General features: G+C 60.4%; 16 protein-coding genes, 2 tRNA genes and 5 rRNA genes. 14 read left to right on the plus strand and 9 right to left on the minus strand.

The features are described 5' to 3' along the window. Positions 1 to 254 precede the first annotated feature (254 nt). The 12 genes from SRAA_RS11845 (at position 255) to SRAA_RS11900 (ending at position 14,267) form a co-directional block, all read left to right on the plus strand. Positions 255 to 3,154 (plus strand): 23S ribosomal RNA (locus SRAA_RS11845). A 191-nt stretch (positions 3,155 to 3,345) separates the two neighbouring features. Then, positions 3,346 to 3,458 (plus strand): 5S ribosomal RNA (rrf, locus tag SRAA_RS11850). Between the two features lie 439 nt (positions 3,459 to 3,897). Next, positions 3,898 to 5,432: ribosomal RNA gene (locus tag SRAA_RS11855) — 16S ribosomal RNA — on the plus strand. Positions 5,433 to 5,551: 119 nt separating this feature from the next. Next, positions 5,552 to 5,628: transfer RNA gene (locus SRAA_RS11860), tRNA-Ile, on the plus strand. Between the two features lie 148 nt (positions 5,629 to 5,776). Further along, positions 5,777 to 5,852 (plus strand) — tRNA-Ala (locus SRAA_RS11865). A gap of 384 nt (positions 5,853 to 6,236) precedes the next feature. Continuing rightward, positions 6,237 to 9,136, plus strand: a 23S ribosomal RNA gene (locus tag SRAA_RS11870). 191 nt (positions 9,137 to 9,327) lie between these two features. Next, positions 9,328 to 9,440, plus strand: a 5S ribosomal RNA gene (gene rrf / locus SRAA_RS11875). The 16S, 23S and 5S rRNA genes sit together here with 2 tRNA genes alongside, the layout of an rRNA operon. 67 nt (positions 9,441 to 9,507) lie before the next feature. Continuing rightward, entirely contained in the window at positions 9,508 to 10,560 is a 1,053-nt protein-coding gene (locus SRAA_RS11880) for a homocysteine S-methyltransferase family protein (protein WP_231849292.1), read from the plus strand. 13 nt (positions 10,561 to 10,573) lie between these two features. Beyond that, positions 10,574 to 11,290, plus strand: coding sequence for a GGDEF domain-containing protein (locus tag SRAA_RS11885; protein WP_144318760.1), 717 nt, complete (start codon positions 10,574 to 10,576; stop codon positions 11,288 to 11,290). A gap of 18 nt (positions 11,291 to 11,308) precedes the next feature. Then, on the plus strand, positions 11,309 to 12,181 hold the full coding sequence (locus tag SRAA_RS11890; RefSeq protein ID WP_045532940.1) for a MinD/ParA family protein: 873 nt from the start codon (positions 11,309 to 11,311) through the stop codon (positions 12,179 to 12,181). Between the two features lie 12 nt (positions 12,182 to 12,193). After that, on the plus strand, positions 12,194 to 13,828 hold the full coding sequence (locus SRAA_RS11895; RefSeq protein ID WP_045532942.1) for an HDOD domain-containing protein: 1,635 nt from the start codon (positions 12,194 to 12,196) through the stop codon (positions 13,826 to 13,828). Positions 13,829 to 13,943: 115 nt separating this feature from the next. Beyond that, complete coding sequence (locus SRAA_RS11900) at positions 13,944 to 14,267, plus strand: DUF1840 domain-containing protein (protein ID WP_045533855.1); 324 nt, start codon at positions 13,944 to 13,946, stop codon at positions 14,265 to 14,267. Positions 14,268 to 14,385: 118 nt separating this feature from the next. Here SRAA_RS11900 and SRAA_RS11905 read toward each other — a convergent pair whose 3' ends face one another. From SRAA_RS11905 to SRAA_RS11915, 3 genes are all read right to left on the minus strand, one after another. Then, positions 14,386 to 15,369, minus strand: a complete 984-nt coding sequence (locus SRAA_RS11905; protein WP_045532943.1) for a tripartite tricarboxylate transporter substrate-binding protein — start codon at positions 15,367 to 15,369, stop codon at positions 14,386 to 14,388. 125 nt (positions 15,370 to 15,494) lie between these two features. Continuing rightward, positions 15,495 to 16,880, minus strand: a complete 1,386-nt coding sequence (locus SRAA_RS11910) for a sensor histidine kinase (RefSeq protein WP_045533857.1) — start codon at positions 16,878 to 16,880, stop codon at positions 15,495 to 15,497. Positions 16,881 to 16,989: 109 nt separating this feature from the next. Next, on the minus strand, positions 16,990 to 17,664 hold the full coding sequence (locus SRAA_RS11915; RefSeq protein ID WP_045532945.1) for a response regulator: 675 nt from the start codon (positions 17,662 to 17,664) through the stop codon (positions 16,990 to 16,992). A gap of 220 nt (positions 17,665 to 17,884) precedes the next feature. Here SRAA_RS11915 and recA point away from each other — a divergent pair, with 220 nt between their 5' ends. Together recA and recX are read left to right on the plus strand one after the other, a co-directional pair. Further along, positions 17,885 to 18,946 (plus strand): recombinase RecA, encoded by a 1,062-nt coding sequence (gene recA, locus SRAA_RS11920; protein ID WP_045532947.1) that lies wholly within the window; start codon positions 17,885 to 17,887, stop codon positions 18,944 to 18,946. A 72-nt stretch (positions 18,947 to 19,018) separates the two neighbouring features. Then, a complete protein-coding gene (gene recX / locus SRAA_RS11925) occupies positions 19,019 to 19,465 on the plus strand; it encodes a recombination regulator RecX (RefSeq protein WP_231849294.1) in 447 nt (148 codons plus the stop codon). 54 nt (positions 19,466 to 19,519) lie between these two features. Here the strand turns inward: recX and SRAA_RS11930 are convergent, their stop codons facing one another. From SRAA_RS11930 to rpmH, 6 genes are read right to left on the minus strand one after another with little or no spacing between them, the layout of a single operon-like run. Beyond that, entirely contained in the window at positions 19,520 to 20,620 is a 1,101-nt protein-coding gene (locus SRAA_RS11930) for a 3-deoxy-7-phosphoheptulonate synthase (protein WP_045532950.1), read from the minus strand. Positions 20,621 to 20,647: 27 nt separating this feature from the next. Then, positions 20,648 to 22,102: a tRNA uridine-5-carboxymethylaminomethyl(34) synthesis GTPase MnmE gene (mnmE, locus tag SRAA_RS11935; protein ID WP_045532951.1), complete on the minus strand. Its 1,455-nt coding sequence runs from the start codon at positions 22,100 to 22,102 to the stop codon at positions 20,648 to 20,650. A 36-nt stretch (positions 22,103 to 22,138) separates the two neighbouring features. Next, a complete protein-coding gene (yidC, locus tag SRAA_RS11940) occupies positions 22,139 to 23,884 on the minus strand; it encodes a membrane protein insertase YidC (RefSeq protein WP_045532952.1) in 1,746 nt (581 codons plus the stop codon). Beyond that, on the minus strand, positions 23,881 to 24,165 hold the full coding sequence (yidD, locus tag SRAA_RS12545; RefSeq protein WP_045532953.1) for a membrane protein insertion efficiency factor YidD: 285 nt from the start codon (positions 24,163 to 24,165) through the stop codon (positions 23,881 to 23,883). The genes yidC and yidD overlap by 4 nt, the downstream gene beginning before the upstream one ends. Continuing rightward, the gene (locus tag SRAA_RS12550; RefSeq protein WP_045533859.1) at positions 24,158 to 24,577 is read right to left on the minus strand and encodes a ribonuclease P protein component; all 420 of its coding nucleotides are present in this window, start codon (positions 24,575 to 24,577) and stop codon (positions 24,158 to 24,160) included. Before SRAA_RS12550 ends, yidD begins: the two co-directional genes overlap by 8 nt. A 36-nt stretch (positions 24,578 to 24,613) precedes the next feature. Beyond that, positions 24,614 to 24,748 (minus strand): 50S ribosomal protein L34, encoded by a 135-nt coding sequence (rpmH, locus tag SRAA_RS11955; RefSeq protein ID WP_029463016.1) that lies wholly within the window; start codon positions 24,746 to 24,748, stop codon positions 24,614 to 24,616. Between the last annotated feature and the right edge of the window lie 285 nt (positions 24,749 to 25,033).

Here is a 25,033-nt window from a genome sequence, read left to right on the forward strand (position 1 = left end):
TAAAAATTCATAGAGTCGAATCAAAAATGTTGACGTGAAGTGTCGCAAGACACTCAAACACGTCAGCAAAGATTTTGATTGCGTCAAAGCGAATTCAACTTTGAAATGAGAGTTTCAAGCGAATTGAATACGGCATAACGCGTCAGGTGTAAGACCTGACAGACATTCCTTGATCAAGAGACTTGAATTTGTTCATGCGTCATCTAGGCTGCTTCGGTGGTTTAAGTGAGGTGTGACAGAGTTCAAAGTTATAGGGTCAAGTGAATAAGAGCATGTGGTGGATGCCTTGGCGATGATAGGCGACGAAGGACGTGATAGCCTGCGATAAGCTTCGGGGAGCTGGCAAATTAGCTTTGATCCGGAGATTTCCGAATGGGGGAACCCACCCGCAAGGGTATCGCTGTCTGAATACATAGGACAGCGAAGCGAACCGAGTGAACTGAAACATCTAAGTAGCTCGAGGAAAAGACATCAACCGAGATTCCGAGAGTAGTGGCGAGCGAAATCGGAGAAGCCTGCTAGTGATAGCACGACACTTAACAGAACAGTCTGGAAAGGCTGGCCATAGTGGGTGAAAGCCCCGTATGTGAAAAGAGACGTGTGGTACTAAGCTAGCGACAAGTAGGGCGGGGCACGAGAAACCCTGTCTGAATATGGGGGGACCATCCTCCAAGGCTAAATACTCATCATCGACCGATAGTGAACAAGTACCGTGAGGGAAAGGCGAAAAGAACCCCGGGAGGGGAGTGAAATAGATCCTGAAACCACATGCTTACAAAAAGTAGGAGCCCTGAAAGGGGTGACTGCGTACCTTTTGTATAATGGGTCAGCGACTTACATTCAGTGGCAAGCTTAACCGAATAGGGAAGGCGTAGGGAAACCGAGTCCGAATAGGGCGTAACTGGAAGGCGACTTTCAGTGTTAGTCGCTGGGTGTAGACCCGAAACCAAGTGATCTATCCATGGCCAGGATGAAGGTGCCGTAACAGGTACTGGAGGTCCGAACCCACTGGTGTTGCAAAACCAGGGGATGAGCTGTGGATAGGGGTGAAAGGCTAAACAAACTTGGAAATAGCTGGTTCTCTCCGAAAACTATTTAGGTAGTGCCTCAAGTATTACCGTCGGGGGTAGAGCACTGTTTAGGCTAGGGGGTCATGGCGACTTACCAAACCTATGCAAACTCCGAATACCGACGAGTACAGCTTGGGAGACAGAGCACCGGGTGCTAACGTCCGGACTCAAGAGGGAAACAACCCAGACCGCCAGCTAAGGTCCCTAAAATTGGCTAAGTGGGAAACGAAGTGGGAAGGCTATAACAGTCAGGATGTTGGCTTAGAAGCAGCCATCATTTAAAGAAAGCGTAATAGCTCACTGATCGAGTCGTCCTGCGCGGAAGATGTAACGGGGCTCAAGCCAGTTACCGAAGCTGCGGATGCACAGTTTACTGTGCGTGGTAGGAGAGCGTTCTGTAAGCCGTTGAAGGTGGGTTGTGAAGCCTGCTGGAGGTATCAGAAGTGCGAATGCTGACATGAGTAGCGTTAAAGCGGGTGAAAAGCCCGCTCGCCGTAAGCGCAAGGTTTCCTACGCAACGTTCATCGGCGTAGGGTGAGTCGGCCCCTAAGGCGAGGCAGAGATGCGTAGCTGATGGGAAACAGGTCAATATTCCTGTACCGACTGCAAGTGCGATGTGGGGACGGATCTTAATAGGTTATCCGGGTGTTGGAAGTCCCGGTTTAGACAGATGTAGGCGATACGTAGGCAAATCCGCGTGTCATATACCGAGGCTGTCGATCGAGCGAACTTGTTCGTGAAGTAACCAAACGGGGTCCCAGGAAAAGCCACTAAGCTTCAGCTTGCAGTTGACCGTACCGCAAACCGACACTGGTGCGCGAGATGAGTATTCTCAGGCGCTTGAGAGAACTCGGGAGAAGGAACTCGGCAAATTGACACCGTAACTTCGGAAGAAGGTGTGCCCTTGTAGTGTGTAGAGAACATCGAAGCACGAAGGGGTTGCAAAAAATTGGTGGCTGCGACTGTTTACTAAAAACACAGCACTCTGCAAACACGAAAGTGGACGTATAGGGTGTGACGCCTGCCCGGTGCCGGAAGATTAATTGATGGGGTGCAAGCTCTTGATCGAAGTCCCGGTAAACGGCGGCCGTAACTATAACGGTCCTAAGGTAGCGAAATTCCTTGTCGGGTAAGTTCCGACCTGCACGAATGGCGTAACGATGGCCACGCTGTCTCCTCCCGAGACTCAGCGAAGTTGAAATGTTTGTGATGATGCAATCTCCCCGCGGAAAGACGGAAAGACCCCATGAACCTTTACTGTAGCTTTGTATTGGATTTTGAACGGATCTGTGTAGGATAGGTGGGAGGCTTTGAAGGGCGGATGCTAGTTCGCCTGGAGCCAACGTTGAAATACCACCCTGGTGCGTTTGAGGTTCTAACCTTGGTCCCTGAATCGGGACTGGGGACAGTGCATGGTAGGCAGTTTGACTGGGGCGGTCTCCTCCCAAAGCGTAACGGAGGAGTTCGAAGGTACGCTAGGCACGGTCGGACATCGTGCTAATAGTGCAATGGCATAAGCGTGCTTAACTGCGAGACTGACAAGTCGAGCAGATGCGAAAGCAGGACATAGTGATCCGGTGGTTCTGTATGGAAGGGCCATCGCTCAACGGATAAAAGGTACTCTGGGGATAACAGGCTGATACCGCCCAAGAGTTCATATCGACGGCGGTGTTTGGCACCTCGATGTCGGCTCATCTCATCCTGGGGCTGTAGCCGGTCCCAAGGGTATGGCTGTTCGCCATTTAAAGAGGTACGTGAGCTGGGTTTAAAACGTCGTGAGACAGTTTGGTCCCTATCTTCCGTGGGCGCTGCAGATTTGAGGAAGCCTGCTCCTAGTACGAGAGGACCGGAGTGGACGCACCTCTGGTGTACCGGTTGTCACGCCAGTGGCATCGCCGGGTAGCTATGTGCGGAAGAGATAACCGCTGAAAGCATCTAAGCGGGAAACTCGTTCCAAGATGAGATCTGCCGGGGCCTTGAGCCCCCTGAAGGGTCGTCGAAGACTACGACGTTGATAGGCAGGGTGTGTAAGCGCAGCAATGCGTTGAGCTAACCTGTACTAATTGCCCGTGCGGCTTGACCCTATAATTTTGAATGCAACAAGCCTTGTATAAGGAATGTCTGCCGTAATCATCCGCAGCACAACTCTCAAATCACCAAGAATTCGCCAAGCAAAACTCGCTCAACCGCGACACCTGCTAGCAGTCAAAATCTGTTCGACTCTATGAATCCCGCTGCGCTGCCCACTCAAACAGCAGCCCAGCAACCAGTTATGCCTGACGACCATAGCCAGTCGGTCCCACCCCTTCCCATCCCGAACAGGACCGTGAAACGACTGCGCGCCAATGATAGTGCGGATTCCCGTGTGAAAGTAGGTCATCGTCAGGCTGTTATGTGGTTTACTTGTCTTGCAGCCCGGCTGCTTGATCAAGATAAACCGAGAAGCCTTGGCTTGCTCCGCAAGGGGTTGCCAAGGGCCTGCCTAGGGCAGGTCTTCTCAAACTTCTTGGAAAAAACTTCAAGAAGTTTGACAAGACACCTTAAACTGTGTCATAATTCAAGGCTTCGCTGATCGCAGCGAGTCTGAGGTAGATGAGAGAGAGGTTGGTGCTGAGGCGCTGACGTTATTTTGAGTTTGCTGTTGATCGTTAACAAGTTACAGCCGATAAGCGTGGGCGTTTGGATGTGGTTACGCGAGGACAGTTCTTCGGAACAAGTTCTTCGGAACAAGTTCTTCGGAACAAGTTCTTCGGAACGACAAAAAACGCTCATGAGACAGTTTGGAGTGGAAACACTTCAATTCCGTTGAATTGAGTAAATCAAGATCGAACTATAGAGTTTGATCCTGGCTCAGATTGAACGCTGGCGGCATGCCTTACACATGCAAGTCGAACGGTAGAGGGGCAACCCTTGAGAGTGGCGAACGGGTGAGTAATGCATCGGAACGTGCCCAGTCGTGGGGGATAACGCAGCGAAAGCTGTGCTAATACCGCATGTGATCTGTGGATGAAAGCAGGGGACTTGGTAGCAATACTGGGCCTTGTGCGATTGGAGCGGCCGATGTCAGATTAGCTAGTTGGTAGGGTAAAAGCCTACCAAGGCGACGATCTGTAGCTGGTCTGAGAGGACGACCAGCCACACTGGGACTGAGACACGGCCCAGACTCCTACGGGAGGCAGCAGTGGGGAATTTTGGACAATGGGCGCAAGCCTGATCCAGCAATGCCGCGTGCAGGACGAAGGCCTTCGGGTTGTAAACTGCTTTTGTACGGAGCGAAACGGTCTGGGTTAATACCCTAGGCTAATGACGGTACCGTAAGAATAAGCACCGGCTAACTACGTGCCAGCAGCCGCGGTAATACGTAGGGTGCGAGCGTTAATCGGAATTACTGGGCGTAAAGCGTGCGCAGGCGGTTTTGTAAGACAGGCGTGAAATCCCCGGGCTCAACCTGGGAATGGCGCTTGTGACTGCAAAGCTAGAGTGCGGCAGAGGGGGATGGAATTCCGCGTGTAGCAGTGAAATGCGTAGATATGCGGAGGAACACCGATGGCGAAGGCAATCCCCTGGGCCTGCACTGACGCTCATGCACGAAAGCGTGGGGAGCAAACAGGATTAGATACCCTGGTAGTCCACGCCCTAAACGATGTCAACTGGTTGTTGGTCCTTAGCTGGATCAGTAACGAAGCTAACGCGTGAAGTTGACCGCCTGGGGAGTACGGCCGCAAGGTTGAAACTCAAAGGAATTGACGGGGACCCGCACAAGCGGTGGATGATGTGGTTTAATTCGATGCAACGCGAAAAACCTTACCCACCTTTGACATGGCAGGAAGGCTCCAGAGATGGGGCTGTGCTCGAAAGAGAACCTGCACACAGGTGCTGCATGGCTGTCGTCAGCTCGTGTCGTGAGATGTTGGGTTAAGTCCCGCAACGAGCGCAACCCTTGCCATTAGTTGCTACGAAAGGGCACTCTAATGGGACTGCCGGTGACAAGCCGGAGGAAGGTGGGGATGACGTCAAGTCCTCATGGCCCTTATAGGTGGGGCTACACACGTCATACAATGGCCGGTACAAAGGGTAGCCAACCCGCGAGGGGGAGCCAATCCCATAAAGCCGGTCGTAGTCCGGATCGCAGTCTGCAACTCGACTGCGTGAAGTCGGAATCGCTAGTAATCGTGGATCAGCATGTCACGGTGAATACGTTCCCGGGTCTTGTACACACCGCCCGTCACACCATGGGAGCGGGTCTCGCCAGAAGTAGTTAGCCTAACCGCAAGGAGGGCGATTACCACGGCGGGGTTCGTGACTGGGGTGAAGTCGTAACAAGGTAGCCGTATCGGAAGGTGCGGCTGGATCACCTCCTTTCTGGAAAATCCAAGCGCAATCCCATTTAGGCGCCCACACTTATCGGTTGTTTGAGTTAGTCGCCAGCGCTGCGGGCTGTCAAAAGAGAGCCTGCAGGAGCAATCCAGTTGGCCGACTTGGGGTCTGTAGCTCAGCTGGTTAGAGCACCGTCTTGATAAGGCGGGGGTCGTTGGTTCGAGCCCAACCAGACCCACCAAGTTTAAGCAGTGTCTGTTGCAAACGCCCATGTGGCGTGCAGCAGGCAGTTAGCAACGAGGCAGATGAGGGCGTCAGGCAAGGCGTGACAGCGCGCCGCATAGCAGCGCTATGCAAGCGTCGCCTCAACGCAGCATCACGCCCTCAGAGGGGGATTAGCTCAGCTGGGAGAGCACCTGCTTTGCAAGCAGGGGGTCGTCGGTTCGATCCCGTCATCCTCCACCAAACAACCTCTGCGCACACAAGCGCAGCAAATTGGACCCAACATCCAAGCGTTTGCCACGGGCGAGCATTTGGATGTTGATGTTTCATCGACAAAACGCCGCCAGTGCAAACTGCGGCAACGGCTGTTCTTTAAAAATTCATAGAGTCGAATCAAAAATGTTGACGTGAAGTGTCGCAAGACACTCAAACACGTCAGCAAAGATTTTGATTGCGTCAAAGCGAATTCAACTTTGAAATGAGAGTTTCAAGCGAATTGAATACGGCATAACGCGTCAGGTGTAAGACCTGACAGACATTCCTTGATCAAGAGACTTGAATTTGTTCATGCGTCATCTAGGCTGCTTCGGTGGTTTAAGTGAGGTGTGACAGAGTTCAAAGTTATAGGGTCAAGTGAATAAGAGCATGTGGTGGATGCCTTGGCGATGATAGGCGACGAAGGACGTGATAGCCTGCGATAAGCTTCGGGGAGCTGGCAAATTAGCTTTGATCCGGAGATTTCCGAATGGGGGAACCCACCCGCAAGGGTATCGCTGTCTGAATACATAGGACAGCGAAGCGAACCGAGTGAACTGAAACATCTAAGTAGCTCGAGGAAAAGACATCAACCGAGATTCCGAGAGTAGTGGCGAGCGAAATCGGAGAAGCCTGCTAGTGATAGCACGACACTTAACAGAACAGTCTGGAAAGGCTGGCCATAGTGGGTGAAAGCCCCGTATGTGAAAAGAGACGTGTGGTACTAAGCTAGCGACAAGTAGGGCGGGGCACGAGAAACCCTGTCTGAATATGGGGGGACCATCCTCCAAGGCTAAATACTCATCATCGACCGATAGTGAACAAGTACCGTGAGGGAAAGGCGAAAAGAACCCCGGGAGGGGAGTGAAATAGATCCTGAAACCACATGCTTACAAAAAGTAGGAGCCCTGAAAGGGGTGACTGCGTACCTTTTGTATAATGGGTCAGCGACTTACATTCAGTGGCAAGCTTAACCGAATAGGGAAGGCGTAGGGAAACCGAGTCCGAATAGGGCGTAACTGGAAGGCGACTTTCAGTGTTAGTCGCTGGGTGTAGACCCGAAACCAAGTGATCTATCCATGGCCAGGATGAAGGTGCCGTAACAGGTACTGGAGGTCCGAACCCACTGGTGTTGCAAAACCAGGGGATGAGCTGTGGATAGGGGTGAAAGGCTAAACAAACTTGGAAATAGCTGGTTCTCTCCGAAAACTATTTAGGTAGTGCCTCAAGTATTACCGTCGGGGGTAGAGCACTGTTTAGGCTAGGGGGTCATGGCGACTTACCAAACCTATGCAAACTCCGAATACCGACGAGTACAGCTTGGGAGACAGAGCACCGGGTGCTAACGTCCGGACTCAAGAGGGAAACAACCCAGACCGCCAGCTAAGGTCCCTAAAATTGGCTAAGTGGGAAACGAAGTGGGAAGGCTATAACAGTCAGGATGTTGGCTTAGAAGCAGCCATCATTTAAAGAAAGCGTAATAGCTCACTGATCGAGTCGTCCTGCGCGGAAGATGTAACGGGGCTCAAGCCAGTTACCGAAGCTGCGGATGCACAGTTTACTGTGCGTGGTAGGAGAGCGTTCTGTAAGCCGTTGAAGGTGGGTTGTGAAGCCTGCTGGAGGTATCAGAAGTGCGAATGCTGACATGAGTAGCGTTAAAGCGGGTGAAAAGCCCGCTCGCCGTAAGCGCAAGGTTTCCTACGCAACGTTCATCGGCGTAGGGTGAGTCGGCCCCTAAGGCGAGGCAGAGATGCGTAGCTGATGGGAAACAGGTCAATATTCCTGTACCGACTGCAAGTGCGATGTGGGGACGGATCTTAATAGGTTATCCGGGTGTTGGAAGTCCCGGTTTAGACAGATGTAGGCGATACGTAGGCAAATCCGCGTGTCATATACCGAGGCTGTCGATCGAGCGAACTTGTTCGTGAAGTAACCAAACGGGGTCCCAGGAAAAGCCACTAAGCTTCAGCTTGCAGTTGACCGTACCGCAAACCGACACTGGTGCGCGAGATGAGTATTCTCAGGCGCTTGAGAGAACTCGGGAGAAGGAACTCGGCAAATTGACACCGTAACTTCGGAAGAAGGTGTGCCCTTGTAGTGTGTAGAGAACATCGAAGCACGAAGGGGTTGCAAAAAATTGGTGGCTGCGACTGTTTACTAAAAACACAGCACTCTGCAAACACGAAAGTGGACGTATAGGGTGTGACGCCTGCCCGGTGCCGGAAGATTAATTGATGGGGTGCAAGCTCTTGATCGAAGTCCCGGTAAACGGCGGCCGTAACTATAACGGTCCTAAGGTAGCGAAATTCCTTGTCGGGTAAGTTCCGACCTGCACGAATGGCGTAACGATGGCCACGCTGTCTCCTCCCGAGACTCAGCGAAGTTGAAATGTTTGTGATGATGCAATCTCCCCGCGGAAAGACGGAAAGACCCCATGAACCTTTACTGTAGCTTTGTATTGGATTTTGAACGGATCTGTGTAGGATAGGTGGGAGGCTTTGAAGGGCGGATGCTAGTTCGCCTGGAGCCAACGTTGAAATACCACCCTGGTGCGTTTGAGGTTCTAACCTTGGTCCCTGAATCGGGACTGGGGACAGTGCATGGTAGGCAGTTTGACTGGGGCGGTCTCCTCCCAAAGCGTAACGGAGGAGTTCGAAGGTACGCTAGGCACGGTCGGACATCGTGCTAATAGTGCAATGGCATAAGCGTGCTTAACTGCGAGACTGACAAGTCGAGCAGATGCGAAAGCAGGACATAGTGATCCGGTGGTTCTGTATGGAAGGGCCATCGCTCAACGGATAAAAGGTACTCTGGGGATAACAGGCTGATACCGCCCAAGAGTTCATATCGACGGCGGTGTTTGGCACCTCGATGTCGGCTCATCTCATCCTGGGGCTGTAGCCGGTCCCAAGGGTATGGCTGTTCGCCATTTAAAGAGGTACGTGAGCTGGGTTTAAAACGTCGTGAGACAGTTTGGTCCCTATCTTCCGTGGGCGCTGCAGATTTGAGGAAGCCTGCTCCTAGTACGAGAGGACCGGAGTGGACGCACCTCTGGTGTACCGGTTGTCACGCCAGTGGCATCGCCGGGTAGCTATGTGCGGAAGAGATAACCGCTGAAAGCATCTAAGCGGGAAACTCGTTCCAAGATGAGATCTGCCGGGGCCTTGAGCCCCCTGAAGGGTCGTCGAAGACTACGACGTTGATAGGCAGGGTGTGTAAGCGCAGCAATGCGTTGAGCTAACCTGTACTAATTGCCCGTGCGGCTTGACCCTATAATTTTGAATGCAACAAGCCTTGTATAAGGAATGTCTGCCGTAATCATCCGCAGCACAACTCTCAAATCACCAAGAATTCGCCAAGCAAAACTCGCTCAACCGCGACACCTGCTAGCAGTCAAAATCTGTTCGACTCTATGAATCCCGCTGCGCTGCCCACTCAAACAGCAGCCCAGCAACCAGTTATGCCTGACGACCATAGCCAGTCGGTCCCACCCCTTCCCATCCCGAACAGGACCGTGAAACGACTGCGCGCCAATGATAGTGCGGATTCCCGTGTGAAAGTAGGTCATCGTCAGGCTGTTATGATGGAACCCCGAATTAGGCTTGCGCCCGATTCGGGGTTTTCTTTTATGTCTTGCCACACCATGCCACGCTACACCCGCGCTGCCCAATTGCCCGACTTGCTGCGTCAGCGCATCCTGATTCTGGACGGGGCCATGGGCACCATGATTCAGCGCTTTCGCTTGAGCGAGGCACAGTACCGGGGTGCCGGCGCAGCGCTGGACGCTGACCTGAGTGCCCGCGTGGCCGCCTTGCCCTCGGAGCTCAAGGGAAACAACGAATTGTTGAGCCTGACGCGCTCCGATGTGATCAGCCAAATCCACGCAGGTTATCTGGCAGCCGGTGCCGATATCATCGAAACCAATACCTTTGGCGCCACTTCGGTGGCCCAAGACGATTACGGCATGGCTGACTGGGCGCGTGAAATGAACCTGGTTTCGGCGCAACTGGCACGTGCCGCGTGCGATCGTTACAGCAGTGCGCAGCAGCCGCGTTTTGTCGCAGGCGCGCTGGGGCCTACGCCCAAAACCGCGAGCATCAGCCCCGATGTCAACGACCCTGGGGCGCGCAACGTCACCTTCGACGAACTGGTGCACGCCTACAGCGAGCAGGTGCTGGCGCTGCTCGAGGGTGGGTCCGATTTGCTGCTGGTCGAGACCATTTTCGATACCCTCAACGCGAAGGCGGCGTTGTTTGCCATCGAATCGTGTTTCGAGCAGACGGGGGAGTGTCTGCCGATCATCATCAGCGGCACCGTGACAGACGCCTCGGGCCGTTTGCTCAGCGGCCAGACGGTGGGTGCGTTTTGGGCCAGCGTGCGCCACGTGCAGCCGCTGGCGATCGGGCTCAACTGCGCCTTGGGGGCGGCCCTGATGAAGCCCTATATTCAAGAACTGGCGCGTTTGGCCCCCGAGACCTTCATCTGCTGCTACCCCAATGCGGGCTTGCCCAATCCGATGAGCGAAACCGGCTTTGACGAAACGCCGGAGGTGACGGCGCGCCTGCTGCATGAATTTGCCGCCGAGGGGCTGGTCAATATCGTGGGCGGCTGCTGTGGCACCACGGCCGATCACATCGCGGCCATTGCCGCGGCCGTGCGCTACCAGCCACCCCGGCCGGGGTGGTTGCGGGTATGATGGCCGCATGGAAATGGGTGCATTGCGATTCGATAAGGTCGATGCCCTGCTGCGCCAAGCGGGGGTAGCCTTGGCGCCGCCGTCAGAGGTTGGGGATGCGCGCTATCTGCAGGCCGTGCTGGATGCCTTGTGCGACCTGTCTTCGACCGACTCTTTGACCGGGCTCATGAATCGGCGCGCGTTTCTGAGTGTGCTGGAGCAGGAGCTGGATCGGGTGACAAGGGGCGGAGAACACGCCTTGTTGCTGGCCTTAGACATCGATCACTTCAAGCGCGTCAACGACCGTTATGGGCACCCAGCTGGCGACCACGTGCTGCGGGTGGTCACCAAGCGCCTGCGCGAGGCGGTGCGCCCGATGGACAACGTGGCACGCATCGGGGGCGAGGAGTTTGCCGTGTTGTGCCCGCAATGCCCGCCCTCTTTTGCCACTGCGATTGCGCAGCGAACACGGGTGGCCATCGAGTCGGCGCCGATTGAGTTGCCCGAACATGGCCCCATCACCGTGACGATCAGCGTGGGCGGAGCTTTCGCCCAGCCTTGGGTCAAAGGCAACCTATCCGATTGGTTGGCGCGCGCCGACCAACAACTTTATCGCGCCAAGCAGGAAGGCCGAAATTGCGTGCGCTTGGAGCCGTATGCAAGCGCCGATGTGAGCGCCGAAGAAAAAGGGCTGCTGTTTGGCTGGTCCGCAACCGATGAACAGGTGGCAGACCATGGCCAGAGCGCTTAAGGAATCAGGAATACAGTCATGACGGCCACTCCAACTACCCCTCAAGCCCCCGGCGCTGTGGCACCGGCGGTGCTGCTGCACCCAGTCAAGGGCAAGGTGATCGCGGTCACCAGCGGCAAGGGTGGCGTGGGCAAGACCTTTGTTTCCGCCAATCTAGCTGCCGCCTTGACGCGCCGCGGGCTCAAGGTGCTGGTGCTCGACGCCGATTTGGGCTTGGCCAATCTGGATGTGGTGCTCAACCTCTACCCCAAACTGACCTTGCACGATGTGTTCACCGGCAAGTGCGAGCTCGAAGATGCCATCATCAAGGCGCCGGGTGGTTTTTCGGTGCTGTTGGCGGGCTCGGGGCTGGTGGAGTATTCGCGCCTCACGCCCGAGGTGCGCGACGATTTTTTGCGTTTGATGGAAGACGTGGTGCCGCGCTACGACGTGGTGCTGCTCGACACCGGTGCGGGCATATCCGATGTGGTGCTGTTTGCCCTCTCGCTGGCCTCCGAGGTGCTGCTGGTGGCCACGCCGGAGCCGACTTCGCTCACCGACGCCTATGCCACCATCAAGGTGCTGAGCACACAGCAGCGGCGCCAGCGCATCCGGCTGCTGGTCAATCAGTCAACGCGCTCGGGCGATGGCAAGGCCATCACGGCGCAGTTGCAAGCGGTGCTAAACCGCTTTGTGGGCACCGTACCGGGTGCGACCAGTGGGGCCAAGAGCACGCCCACGGTGCGCTTGCACCACGTGGGCGACATTCCGGTCGATCAAGCGGTCAAGGACGCCGTGATGCGCCGGCAACTGCTGCTGCTGCACTCACCGGGCGCACCTGCCAGCGTGGCCTTGGGCCAGATTGCGGCGCGGCTCGAAGAGACGGTGATACGCGCCGACGAGGCGGCCTAAGCGGGCATAATTATGACGAACCCTGCGGATGCGCCTGCGCTGTGCGCAGAAGCCGCCACGCCATCGGAGCAACACCGCCTGCCACCGCAGACACTGAGCGAGCGCATGCAGGCGCTGGCCGCGAGCGAGGAATTCCCGGCGCTGTCCGGGCAGGTGATGCGCATTCAGAGCCTGACGGGGAACGAGCGTGAAAAAGTGCAAAGCCTAATCGATGAAATCCTCAAAGACGTGGCGCTGACGAAAAAGCTGCTGCGTTTGGCCAACTCGGTGCAGTTTGCGCGCAATGGCAATGGGGTGGCAACGATCTCGCGCGCGGTCGCCATGCTGGGCTTTTCGACCGTGCGCAACCTCTCGCTCAGCTTGGTTTTGTTGGAGCATTTGAGCCACAAAGGGCAGCAGCATCTTTTGCGTGAGGCCTACCAGAAGGCGCTGTTTTCAGCCTCCTTGGCCAGTGCTTGGAGCGGTGAGGCCCAGCAGGCCGAAGAGGTGTTCTTGGGTGCGCTATTTCAGGGCTTGGGGCCGATGCTGCTGGCCTGTTTTTTCCCCGACGAGGCGGCTCAGTTGCAAGCCTTGGTGGCGCAGGACCCTAAACACGCGTTGAAATTCGAGCGCCAAATTCTTGGGGCCGAGTTGGAGCAGTTGACGCTGGCGGTGGCGCGCAGTTGGCATTTTCCCGACACCATTTTGCGCATCATGCAGCCCCAAACCGATCCGCTGCCCACTCACTTGCCGCATGATCCGGTGCAATCCATGCGCTGGTTGGCAACGATGGCCAACCAAGCTGCGCAGCTGCTTTTAAGCGATGACGTCTTGCCCGAGCACAGCCACGCCCACGCGGAGCAGGTCTGCCGCCCTTATGCCCGCGTGCTGCACAAACCGATCGAGCAAATGCAGGAGGGGGTTTTACAGGCCTGCCAGGAACTGCACACCATCGGTGCCGCCATAGGGCTGACCCGACCCGCGGCCGTGCAGCATTTGATGGCTGCCAAGGAGCCAGAAAACCCGATTCAAGCCAGCCCGGCGCTTGCGGCCCAAGGCCTTGGGCTTGCCCAGGCACCCGCACTGGCATCGGCCAAACCCGCATCGGCCCCTGCTGCGGTGCTCAAGGGCCAAACCCAGCCACTCTGGATGGAGTTGGCGCAGGGCTTGGAGCGTGCCAATGAGATCTGGTTTGCGGGTGGGGCGGATGCCTCCAGCAAGGCGCAGCAGGCCTTGTTGGAGGCTTTTTACACCGCCATCGGCTGCCAGACGCTGGTGCTGAGCTGGCGCACCGACGCCGGGGATTGCCTCCGGGGTGTGCAGGGTCTGGGGCCGGATGCGCAAGCACTGACGCAGTCGTTTCGGATTGCGCTCGATGGCCAAGAGGACTTGTTTGCCCTGCTCTGCGCCCAGCCACGCGACACCTGGATCGAGCACGCAGGTCAAGCCAGCGTGCGCGCACGCTTGCCGACGTGGTTTGCGCGCCTGAGCGCACCCAAATCGATGATGCTGCTGCCGATCAAGCAGACCGGGGTGCTGGTGGGTGCGGTGTATGCAGGGCAGCCGCAGTTTGCCGCCCAAGGTGCCGGGGAGCAGGAGGCGATGTGGCTGCGAACCTGGAAAAACCAACTGATGACGATTCGCAGCGCGAAATTTAGACCAGCGTGAGGCTCCCATGACGGGTTCCTGATCGTCATCAAGAAATCGCTGGGTTTGTCACATCAGGAGCTGCGTAGGGTGCCAAAATATGGGCTCTGTACTCACACGATCTCAGGAGCAAATGATGGCCTTTCGATTCAAATCCCGATCCACCGGCGACGTGCTGATGCTCGAACACAACGCCAAGCAGCTGTTGCAGATTCTGGGCAAGGAACAGTCCGGCCCCGGCATCCTGTTGGCTGAACACATGCCGGCTGCGATCGAGGCCCTGCAGGCTGCTGTGGCGCACGAAGAAGCCGAATTCGAGCGCAAAAAGAAAGAGGCGATTGAAAAAGGCGAGTACGTGCCCGATCCCGAGCGCGTGAGCTTGCGCACCCGGGTGACGCCATTTATCGACATGCTCAAACACTGCATGAACGAACGCACCGACGTGGTGTGGGGCGTCTGAAGGGTTTCTCAAAAACAAACCCCTGCAGGTCGCGGAGACTTGTGCAGGGGCATGAGAGCCCTAGAGCCCTTGTTGGGTTCGAGCGGCACACAGGCGTGCGCACCGCCCAGAGCGGCGCTTAGTCGGCAAACTGCCCTGCGGCCTCGATCACGACGCGCAATTGGTTGATCTGGTTGGTCACAAAAGCGCGGTGCCCTTCGGGGGTGATGCGGTTGTCGGTGGCGACCAAGGCGCCGAGCGCATTTTGGCGCTGAATGAACACCGGGTCGCGCATGGCGGCGCGCATGGCGGCGTTGAGGCGCTGGGTCACGGCGGGTGGCGTGCCGCGCGGCGCGTACAGCCCGTGCCAGATGGTGAGGTTGAAGTTGCGCAAGCCCATTTCCTGCAGCGTCGGGTAGTGGCGCAGGGTGGGGTGATCATTGAGGCGCTGCGCCGTGGTGACGGCAAAGGCCTTGATGCGCCCGGCCTCGATCTGGCTCACGGTGTTGGTGGATTGGTCGCACATCACATCGACTTGGCCGCCCATGAGCGCGGTCATGGCGGGGGCGGTGCCGCCAAAGGGGATGGTGGTCATGGCTTGCTGCAGACCCATGGCGTGCTGCCACATCAGGCCGCATATGTGCGAGGCCGAACCCAAGCCGGCGTGGGCGAGATTGAGGCGCCCAGCATTGGCGCGGATGTGGTTTTCGAAGTCGCGGTAGGTGTTGGCCGGCAGTTGCGGTTTGCCGACCAGCGTCATGGGCACGTCGTTGATGATGCCCAAGTATTCGAAGTCTTGCAGCGCATTGAAGGGCAGGCGCCGGTAAAGGCTGGCGGTGCTGGCCATGCCGATGTGCCAGACCAGCAAGGTGTGGCCGTCGGGTGCCGCGCGCGCCACCCGACCCGCCCCGATGGTGCCACCGGCCCCGGCGGCGTTTTCTACCACGATGCTGGCGTTGCCCAGGTGCGGGCGCATGGCCTCGGCCAGTTGGCGTGCCACAGTGTCGGTTGGGCCGCCGGCGGCAAAGGGCACCACGATGGTAATGGGGCGGGAAGGGAAATCTTGCGCCATGGCGCCCACCATGGCGGTGGCGGCCAAGGCAAAGGTCAGCAGTTTTTTCATGAACTTGTCTCCGAAAAATAAGAACGATACATGGTAGCTCAGACGCAAGGGTTTGGCATGCGCAGTACTACGTAGCCATGAACCCGCCCATCGAGCTGCAATGTGCGGGAAAAAGCGCAGCCTGCCTAGGGCAGACCAAAGCGCACTGTGACGCGCAGCCCACGGCGTGGTGTCCGGGAGGGGAAGCTGTCTTCGAGCTGCAGCGTGGCACCGTGTTGGGTGGCGATTTCTTGCACGATGGCAAGGCCAAGGCCGGAGCCGTCGACATTGGTGCCGAGGGCGCGGTAAAAGGGCTCGAGCACCAGCGCACGCTCGGCCTGCGGGACGCCGGGCCCGTCGTCTTCGACCTGCAACAGTTGCACGCCGCTGTAGCGATCCACCAACACCCGCACCGTCACCACGCCACCAGCCGGGGTGTAGCGGATGGCGTTGTCGATCAGGTTGCGCGCCAGTTCGCGCAACAGGGTCGGATTGCCTTGCAGCAGGCAACCGGCGGGCATTTGGGCCGGGCCTTCATAGCCCAAGTCGATCGATTGATCCAAGGCGCGGGGTACGGCGTCCTCGATCACCTCGGTGACGGCGTTGGCCAAGTCAAACGGGACTTTGGCCAAGCTGCGGCCACTGGTTTCGGCGCGCGCCAAGGCCAGCAACTGATTCACGGTGTGGGTGGCGCGCATGCTGGATTTGGCGATTTGCTGCAGCGAACGCTGGATGTCGCCTTCGCCGTTGTGACGCGCTTGCTGCGCCATTTCGGCCTGCATGCGCAGGCCCGCCAAGGGGGTTTTGAGCTGATGCGCGGCATCGGCCAGAAAACGCTTTTGGTCGCTGACCGAGGCCTTGAGCCGCAGCAGCAGGTCGTTGATCGATGACACCAGCGGGGCCACTTCTTGCGGCACTTGCTCGTCGTCAAGGGGGCTGAGATCGTCGGGGCGGCGGGCCCGGATGCGCTGCTCCAGATCGTTGAGCGGGCGGATGCCGCGCACCAATGCCAGCCACACCAGCAACACCGCCAGCGGCAGAATGATGAATTGCGGCACCATCACGCCTTTGATGATTTCGGTCGAGAGCATGGCGCGTTTGGCGCGCGTTTCGGCAATCTGCAGCAGCACCCGCTGCGGTGATTCGTTTCCACGCAGCACCCATGTGTAGGCGACGCGCACCGGTTCGCCGCGTAACACGTCGTCGCGCAAGTGGATGGTTCCGCTCGGCGCAGCCCGGGCCGCCGCCCGCTCAAAATCGGGCAGCGGAAAACCGGGCTCGCCGCTGATCAGGTGGCCTTCGGCGTCCAGCACCTGGTAGTAGATGCGGTCGGTGTCGTCGGCGCGCAGCAGGTCGCGGGTCTGGGCGTTGAGTTCGAAGCGGACCACCGCGTCGTTGACGCTGACTAGCTGCGACAGGGCCTGCAAATTGAACTCCAGTGCCCGGTCGTAGGGTTTGCTGGCAATGCCTTGGGCCACAAACCACGTCAGGGCCAAGGAGAGCGGCCACAGCAACAGCAGCGGGGTGAGCATCCAGTCCAGGATTTCACCAAACAGGCTGCGCTGTTCACGCGGGAACAGGCCAAAGGGGGTGCTGGAGCCGGCCTCTGCCGGGGTGCCCACCGGGGCCGGCGGCGCAAGCTCAGCCGGGGATTTTTTCAAGGCAGTACCCCAGCCCGCGCACGGTGGCAATGCGTATCGGGCCTTTTTCGATCTTCTTGCGCAGCCGGTGGATGTAGACCTCGATGGCGTTGTTGCTCACCTCCTCGCCCCACTCGCACAGGCGATCGACCAACTGGTCTTTGCTGACGAGGCGGCCGGCGCGTTGCAGCAGCACCTCGAGCAGCCCGAGTTCACGCGCCGAAAGCTCGACCATCTTGCCGTCGATGCTGGCGACGCGGCCGGCCTGGTCGTAGGTCAGCGGCCCATGCCGGATCAGACTGCTGGCGGCCCCGTTGCCCCGGCGCACGAGGGCGCGCACCCGCGCTTCCAGCTCTTGCAGGGCAAAGGGTTTGGCCATGTAGTCGTCGGCGCCGAGGTCGAGGCCGCGCACGCGCTCCTCCACGCTGTCGGCGGCGGTGAGGATGAGCACGGGCAGCGCCGAGCCGCGCCCGCGCAGGCGCTTGAGCACTTCCAGCCCGTGCAGGCGCGGCAGCCCCAAATCGAGTATCAACAAATCGAACTCGGTGTTGGTCATGAGGGCGGCATCGGCTTCGCTGCCACTGGTCACATGGTCCACGGCGGCGCCTGTGCCGCGCAGGGTGCGCAACAATCCATCGGCCAGTACCTGGTCGTCTTCGGCGATGAGGATGCGCATGGGTGGGTTCTCGGGCCGGGTTGGAACGGTGAAAAAAGCGGCTGTGCAGCACAGCCCAAGTCTGATACGGATTTTAGGCCGCGGCGCCCAAGGACGGCAAGATGGGTGCAGCAAGATAATTGCTTGGCTCACGCCGGCCAGCCGCTGCGGCGTGGTTAAATTGGCCCAATAACCATTTCCGTGGCCGTGCGCGCCCACGCTTTTTTAAGGAGTTTTGTCCATGAGTTCGACCGCCAAGGCAACAGACAACGAAAAAGCCAAGGCCCTGCAAGCGGCGCTGGCGCAAATCGACAAGCAGTTCGGCAAGGGCACCATCATGCGCTTGGGCGAGGGCGAGGTGATTGCTGACATTCAAGTGGTCTCGACCGGCTCGCTCGGGCTGGATGTGGCGCTTGGGGTGGGCGGGCTACCGCGTGGGCGGGTGATCGAGATCTACGGCCCGGAGTCTTCGGGCAAGACCACGCTGACGCTGCAAGTGATTGCCGAGATGCAAAAAATCGGCGGCACCTGCGCCTTCATCGACGCCGAGCACGCGCTCGATGCGCAGTATGCGCAAAAACTGGGCATCAACTTGCAGGAGCTGCTGATCAGCCAGCCCGACACCGGCGAGCAGGCGCTGGAGATCGTGGATTCGCTGGTGCGCTCGGGCGCGGTCGATTTGATCGTGGTCGATTCGGTGGCCGCGCTCACGCCCAAGGCCGAGATCGAGGGCGATATGGGCGACAGCCTGCCGGGCCTGCAGGCGCGGCTGATGAGCCAGGCGCTGCGCAAGCTCACCGCCACGATCAAGAAAACCAACTGCATGGTAATTTTCATCAACCAGATTCGGATGAAGATCGGCGTCATGTTTGGCAGCCCCGAAACCACCACCGGTGGCAACGCGCTCAAGTTTTACGCCTCGGTGCGGCTCGACATCCGGCGCACCGGCTCGATCAAGAAGGGCGAGGAGGTGATCGGCAGCGAGACCAAGGTCAAGGTGGTGAAGAACAAGGTGGCACCACCCTTCAAAACGGCCGAGTTCGACATCCTGTACGGCGAAGGCATCAGCCGCCTGGGCGAGATCGTGGACCTCGGGGTGCTGCACAAGGTGGTCGACAAATCCGGCGCCTGGTACGCCTACATGGGCGAAAAAATCGGCCAAGGGCGCGAAAACTCGCGCGAGTTTTTGCGCGAGAACCCGGCGCTGGCGCGTGAGATCGAGAGCAAGATCCGCACCGCGCTGGCGGTGCCGCAGCGCACAACCAGCCCGACCGGCGAAGTGCCGCCGTTCGAGGCCGATTGATGGCCGGTGCTCGGGTGTGTGGCGTGGGTCTGGTGGCGTAGGGCAGGCTAGGTGGCGTTGCAGTCGCTGTCTTTGAAGGCGCGCGCGCTGCGGGCGCTGGCGCAGCGTGAGCACAGCCGGCTGGAGCTGGCGCGCAAGTTGCAGCCCCATGCCGCCGACGCGGCCCAGGGTGCGCTGGAGACGCTGCTGGACGAGCTGCAAGCGCAAGGCTGGCTCAGCGATGCGCGCTTTGCCGAGGCTTTAAGCCGCAACCGCGCCACTCGCCAAGGGGTGGCGCGCATCCGCGCCGAGCTGCGCTTGCGCGGTGTGGCGGCCGAGCAGGTGGAGCAGGCCACGGCGGCGCTGGCGGGCAGCGAGGCCGAGCGGGCGCAGCAGGTGTGGCAAAAAAAGTTTGGCCAGCCCCCGCTCGATGCGGCCGAGCGCGCGCGCCAGATTCGGTTTCTGCTGGCGCGCGGTTTTGCGACCGGCTTGGCCTGCCGCGTGGTGCCGCCAGTGGGCTCGGATATGCCCGCCGAGTAAAGTCGCAGCCCCAAGCCGGCGCAAGGCCAACGCAGTCGGCGCGATAGCGCTCGCTTAAAGGGCTAGTCGGCGCTGGCGCACGGCGGCAGCGAGTTGCTGCAGCAGCGGCACGGTTTGCTCGAAGCCGAGGCAGGCGTCGGTGAGCGAGACGCCGTGGCGCAGCGGCTGGCCAGCCACCAGGTCTTGGCGGCCTTCGTGCAGGTGGCTCTCGATCATCACCCCGAGGATGCGGCGCTCACCCGCAGCGATCTGCGCCGCCACGTCGGCCCCGACCTCGAGCTGGCGCAGGGGCTGCTTGCGGCTGTTGGCGTGGGAAAAGTCGATCATCAACTGTTGGCGCAGGCCGGCGGCGCGCAGCCGCGCGCAACTGGCTTGCACGTCGGCGGCGGCGTAATTGGGTTGTGGCCCACCGCGCAAAATCAGGTGGCAGTCGGCGTTGCCGCGGGTCTCGAAAATCGCGGCCTGGCCCATTTTGGTCATGCCCATGAAGGCGTGTGCGGCGGCGGCGGCTTGCAGCGCATCGACCGCCACCTGCACGCCGCCGTCGGTGCCGTTCTTGAAGCCCACCGGGCAGCTCAGGCCGCTGGCGAGCTGGCGGTGGCTTTGGCTCTCAGTCGTGCGGGCACCGATGGCACCCCAGGTGACGAGGTCGCTGATGAACTGGGGCGAGAGCAAGTCTAGGAACTCGGTGCCCACCGGCAGCCCCAGCGCCAGGATGTCGAGCAGCAACTGGCGCGCGCGCTCCAGCCCTTCGTTGATGGCAAAGCTGCCGTCGAGGTGCGGGTCGTTGATGTAGCCCTTCCAGCCCACGGTGGTGCGCGGCTTTTCAAAATACACCCGCATCACCAGCAGCAGCTCGGGCGCCAGCGCGGCGGCCTGGGTCTGCAGCAGGCGGGCGTATTCCAGCGCCTGGTCGTGATCGTGGATCGAGCACGGCCCCACCACCACCAGCAGCCGGTCGTCTTGCCCTTGCAGCAGGCGCGTGATCGCGGCGCGACTGCGCTCGACCAAGGCCGCACCCGCCTCGGGCAGCGGCAGCCACTCTTGCAGCAGCGCAGGCGTGAGCAGGGGGCGCACGGCAGCAATGCGCAGGTCGTCGATGCGGGTGTGGTCGAGCGTGCCGGGTGCTGGGGGGTGTGGGGGAACGTGTTGCATGGTGGGCGGGGTTGAAGGGGTCTGGGCTCACTTGCCGATGCAAAAGGAGCCAAAGATTTGGCCCAGCAGGTCGTCGGCGCTGAACAGGCCGGTGATTTCATTGAGCGCGTTTTGCGCCAGCCGCAATTCCTCGGCCAATAAATCTAGCATGGGGACGCTCATCTGCAGGTGTTGTTCGGCCGTTTCGAGGTGCAGGCCGACCCGCAGCAGCGCCTGCACGTGGCGCGCGCGGGCGCTGTACAGGCCCTCGGCGCCGCATTGGCCGCCGGCGCATTCGAGCAGGCGCTGGCGCAGCGCGTCCAGCCCGGCCCCGGTTTGGGCCGACAGGTGCAGGGTCGGCGCTGCGCGCGTTGCGCTGGCGGATGGGCCGCAGCTTTCAGGCACGCTAGCCAAGGCCAGCGTGGCCACGGCGCCGAGCAGGTCGGCCTTGGTCCAGACTGGCAGCAGCGGCACCCCGGTGGCGCAGCGCGCCTGCAGCTCGGTGGCCAGCGCGGCGTCGGCTTGGTCGTAGTCGGGCTGGCCGCAGCGGGTCGGATCGCGCAGCCACAGCAGCACGTCGGCGCTGGCAATTTGCGCCCAGGCGCGCGCGATGCCGATGCGCTCGACTTCGTCCTCGCTGGCGCGCAAGCCGGCGGTATCGATCACGTGCAGCGGCACGCCTTCGATCTGGATGCTTTGCTGCAGCACGTCGCGCGTGGTGCCGGCCACGGCCGTGACGATGGCCAGTTCGGCCCCGGCCAGGGCGTTGAGCAGCGAGCTTTTGCCCACATTGGGCTGGCCCGCGATCACCACCCGAATGCCTTCGCGCAGCAGCGCCCCCAGTCGCGTCTGGCGCTGCACCTCGGCCAGTTGCAGGCGCAGGCGCTGCAACTGGCCCAGCGCGTCGGCCTGCTGCAAAAAGTCGATTTCTTCTTCGGGGAAGTCGAGTGTGGCTTCGACCAGCGTGCGCAGCCCGATCAGGCGTTCGCGCAGCCCCTGCAGCGCCTGTGAAAAGGCCCCCGACAAGGAGCGCGCGGCACCGCGCGCCGCGCTTTCGGTGGCGGCGTCGATCAGGTCGGCCACCGCCTCGGCCTGTGCCAAGTCGAGCTTGCCGTTCAAATAGGCGCGCTCGGTGAACTCACCCGGCCGCGCCAGCCGCAGGCCCGCCAGGCGCGGCTGGCCGCTGGCCGGGTCGGGCTCGGCAGCGGCCCCGAGGCAGCGCGCCAGCAGCAGCTGCAGCAGCACCGGGCCGCCGTGCGCTTGCAGCTCCAGCACGTCTTCGCCGCTGTAGGAATGCGGGGCCGGGAAAAACAGCGCCAGCCCGTGGTCGATGGCGCTGCCGTCGTGCTCCAGAAAAGGGCCGTAGCAGGCCTGCCGTGCCGGCAGGGTGCGGCCGCACAGGGCGCGCACCAGCGGCTCCAGCCCCGGCCCCGAGACGCGCACGATGCCCACCGCGCCGCGCCCGGGCGCTGTGGCGATGGCCACGATGGGCTCGCGCCTCATGCCTGCCGCCGTGCCCGCCCGCCATCCGCCACCGCTTCAGCTCTTGAAGTTGGGGATGGTGAACTTGAGCGGCACACCCATCTTGTTGTTGATGTAGGCCTGCTGCGCGATCGTCAGCACGTTGTTGACGAGCCAGTACAGCACCAACCCAGCCGGGAAGAAGAAGAACATGATGCTGAAGACGAAGGGCAGGATCCACATCAGCTTGGCCTGCAGCGGGTCCGGCGGCAGCGGGTTGAGGGCGGTCTGGATCACGGTGGTGACCATCATCAGCAGCGGCAGGATGAAGAAGGGGTCGGGCGTAGAAAGATCGGAAATCCACAGCACCCAAGGCGCGTTGCGCATCTCGACGCTGGCCAGCAGCACCCAGTACAGGGCGATGAAGACCGGGATCTGGATCAGAATCGGCAGGCAGCCGCCGAGCGGGTTCACCTTTTCCTCCCGGTACAGCTTCATCATCTCTTGCTGCATCAGTTGCGGGTTGTCTTTGAGGCGTTCGCGCATTTCCATCATGCGTGGGTTGATCGCCTTCATCTTGGCCATGGAGCGGTAGGCCTTGGCGTTGAGCCAGTAGAAGGCGGCGCGGATCAGCACCACCAGCAGCACGATCGCCCAGCCCCAGTTGCCCACCAGCGCGTGGATCTGGTACAGCAGCCAGTACATGGGCTTGGCCAACACGGTCAGCCAGCCGTAGTCTTTGAGCAGGTCCAGGCCGGGGGCGATCTGCCTCAGCATGGTTTCGTACTGCGGCCCGACGAACAGGCGGCTGTCTAGGGTGCGCGTTTCACCGGGTGCAATGCTGCCCAGCGCCGTGATGGCCCCGACCGAGTACAGCGGCCCGACCATGCGCACGAAGTTTTCCCGCTCCACACCTTGGGCCAGCAGCCAGGCGCTGGCAAAGTAGTGCTGCACCATGGCCACGTAGCCGTCGTTGGCGACGCGCTGGAATACGGCCTCATTGGCAGCGATTTCGGCAAACTCGATCTTCTGGAAGTGGCCGGCCTCACTAAACACCGCTGGGCCGGTGAAGGTGGCGTAAAAGGGCGTTTCGTTGCCCACCAACATCCCGTCGCGCACCAGTTGCAGATAGACCTGCGGTGTGATCGGCGCCGCGCCTTGGTTGCGCACCTCGTGGCGCACCGCCAGCACAAAGCTGCCGCGCTGCAAGGTGTAAATCTTGGCCAGCACCACGCCGTTGACCGGCTCGGACTCAAAGCGCAGCGTCAGCTCGTTTTGGCCCTCGGCCAAGGCGCGCTCGCTGCTGACCAAGCGCATCGGGGTGGTGTGGTTGGGGAAGTCGCCGCCGATCAGGCCAGTTTGCGCCACATAGGTGCGCTCGCCGTCTTGCTTGAGCAGTTGCAGCGGGGTCTGGCTGTGGCGCAGATCGCGCCCGATCTCGGTGTAGTGATCGAGTTTGGTGCTGCCGATCAGCGAGCCGCCTTGGGAGTCGAACACCAGCTCCATCACGTCGGTGCGCACGGTGAAGGTTTCGCGCGCCGCTTGCACCGGAGGCGCGGGCGGCACCAAGGCATTGGGTGCGCCGGGCAGCACGGTGGCGCTGGGCAGTGCGGCAGCCCCAGGCAGTGCGGCCACGCCAGGCAGTGCGGTGGCAGCCGGCAGCGCCGCCGCAGGGGGAGTGGCGGGGGCGGTTTCGGCCGCCGGTGGGGCGCCGGTGGGGAAGAAGGTCGCCTCGCGGCCGTTGTATATTTGCCACTGATCCCACAGCAGGATCAGCGAGAACACCAGGATCACCCAGAGGATGGAGCGGCGAATGTCGGTCATGAGGGCTTCTTGCGCGAGCGGGGGGTGCTCAGGAGGGAGGAAAAGGGACGCGCCCATTGTTCGGGCACCGGGTCGCAGCCGCCCTCGCACCACGGGTGACAGCGCGCCAGCCGGCGCAGCGTCAGGTAGCCGCCGCCGAGTGCGCCGTGCTGGCGCAGGGCTTGCAGGCTGTAGCCGGAACAAGAGGGCTCGAAGCGGCAATTGGGGCCCAGCCAAGGGCTGAGCAGCAGCTGGTAGCCGCGCACCAAACCGATGAGCAAGCCCTGTGGCCAGTTACGCACGGTGCAGGCCTTGGAGCAGTTGCTGCAGCTCGGCGCGGACGCAACGGCGCAGCGCGACCGAAGCGGCGCTGGGAAACTGCCCGGGCGCAAAGGCTGAGCGCAGGCGCACCACCAGCGCCAAAGGGGGCTGGCTGGGGGCCAAGGCGTGTGCCACCGAGTAGATTTGGCGCCGCAGCAGGTTGCGCGTGACGGCGCGGCGCGCCCAGCGCTTGGGCAGCACGATGCCGACCCAGTGGCCTGGCCCGGGAAACAGCTCGCCCAAGGTGGCATCGGGCGCTCCCCCGTGCAGCGCAAAATGCGCGCTTTTGCGCAGCGGTGCGCGCCGCAGCAGGGCGTCGAACTGGCTGCGTTCGCGCATGTGCTGGGGCGGCGCAAGCACCGAGGCGGCAGCCGTTGCGCGCTCGCTAGCCATGGCCGTCACTTCAGTTTGGCAGCCTGCTTGGTTGGATCAAAGGCCCAAGCGCTTGCGGCCCTTGGCGCGCCGGGCATTGATGACGGCGCGGCCACCGCGGGTCTTCATGCGAACCAAGAAGCCGTGGGTGCGGGCGCGGCGGACTTTGGAGGGTTGGTAGGTGCGTTTCATGGTGCTAAAGGGCTTGGTTTGGGCCTGGTTCGGGCTTGGAGTTTGATCGCTTTTGCGACCAAACCTTGAATTATCTCAAAGTTTGGCTGTTTTGCCAAGTGCAGCGACTGCGCAGGTGCGCGAGGACGCCAAGCTTGGGCACGCTGGTCTGAGTGTAAACCAGCATCCGGGTAAACCGCATGGGGAAAAGGCATGTGGATAACTCTAGGGCGCGGCTACAATGCGACGTCGGCTGGTTGGCGCTCCAAGGCGCCGACTGGCGACCCGATTCGATTGCACCCTCCC

The organism is Serpentinimonas raichei (assembly GCF_000828895.1).
Taxonomy (GTDB): Bacteria; Pseudomonadota; Gammaproteobacteria; order Burkholderiales; family Burkholderiaceae_C; genus Serpentinimonas; species Serpentinimonas raichei.

Coding starts and splice junctions, on each gene's coding strand:
- SRAA_RS11880 (WP_231849292.1), top strand. CDS start 9,508: ATGCCACGCTACACCCGCGCTGCCCAATTGCCCGACTTGCTGCGTCAG.
- SRAA_RS11885 (WP_144318760.1), top strand. CDS start 10,574: ATGGGTGCATTGCGATTCGATAAGGTCGATGCCCTGCTGCGCCAAGCG.
- SRAA_RS11890 (WP_045532940.1), top strand. CDS start 11,309: ATGACGGCCACTCCAACTACCCCTCAAGCCCCCGGCGCTGTGGCACCG.
- SRAA_RS11895 (WP_045532942.1), top strand. CDS start 12,194: ATGACGAACCCTGCGGATGCGCCTGCGCTGTGCGCAGAAGCCGCCACG.
- SRAA_RS11900 (WP_045533855.1), top strand. CDS start 13,944: ATGGCCTTTCGATTCAAATCCCGATCCACCGGCGACGTGCTGATGCTC.
- SRAA_RS11905 (WP_045532943.1), bottom strand. CDS start 15,369: ATGAAAAAACTGCTGACCTTTGCCTTGGCCGCCACCGCCATGGTGGGC.
- SRAA_RS11910 (WP_045533857.1), bottom strand. CDS start 16,880: ATGCTCACCCCGCTGCTGTTGCTGTGGCCGCTCTCCTTGGCCCTGACG.
- SRAA_RS11915 (WP_045532945.1), bottom strand. CDS start 17,664: ATGCGCATCCTCATCGCCGAAGACGACCAGGTACTGGCCGATGGATTG.
- recA (WP_045532947.1), top strand. CDS start 17,885: ATGAGTTCGACCGCCAAGGCAACAGACAACGAAAAAGCCAAGGCCCTG.
- SRAA_RS11930 (WP_045532950.1), bottom strand. CDS start 20,620: ATGCAACACGTTCCCCCACACCCCCCAGCACCCGGCACGCTCGACCAC.
- mnmE (WP_045532951.1), bottom strand. CDS start 22,102: ATGAGGCGCGAGCCCATCGTGGCCATCGCCACAGCGCCCGGGCGCGGC.
- yidC (WP_045532952.1), bottom strand. CDS start 23,884: ATGACCGACATTCGCCGCTCCATCCTCTGGGTGATCCTGGTGTTCTCG.
- SRAA_RS12550 (WP_045533859.1), bottom strand. CDS start 24,577: ATGGCTAGCGAGCGCGCAACGGCTGCCGCCTCGGTGCTTGCGCCGCCC.
- rpmH (WP_029463016.1), bottom strand. CDS start 24,748: ATGAAACGCACCTACCAACCCTCCAAAGTCCGCCGCGCCCGCACCCAC.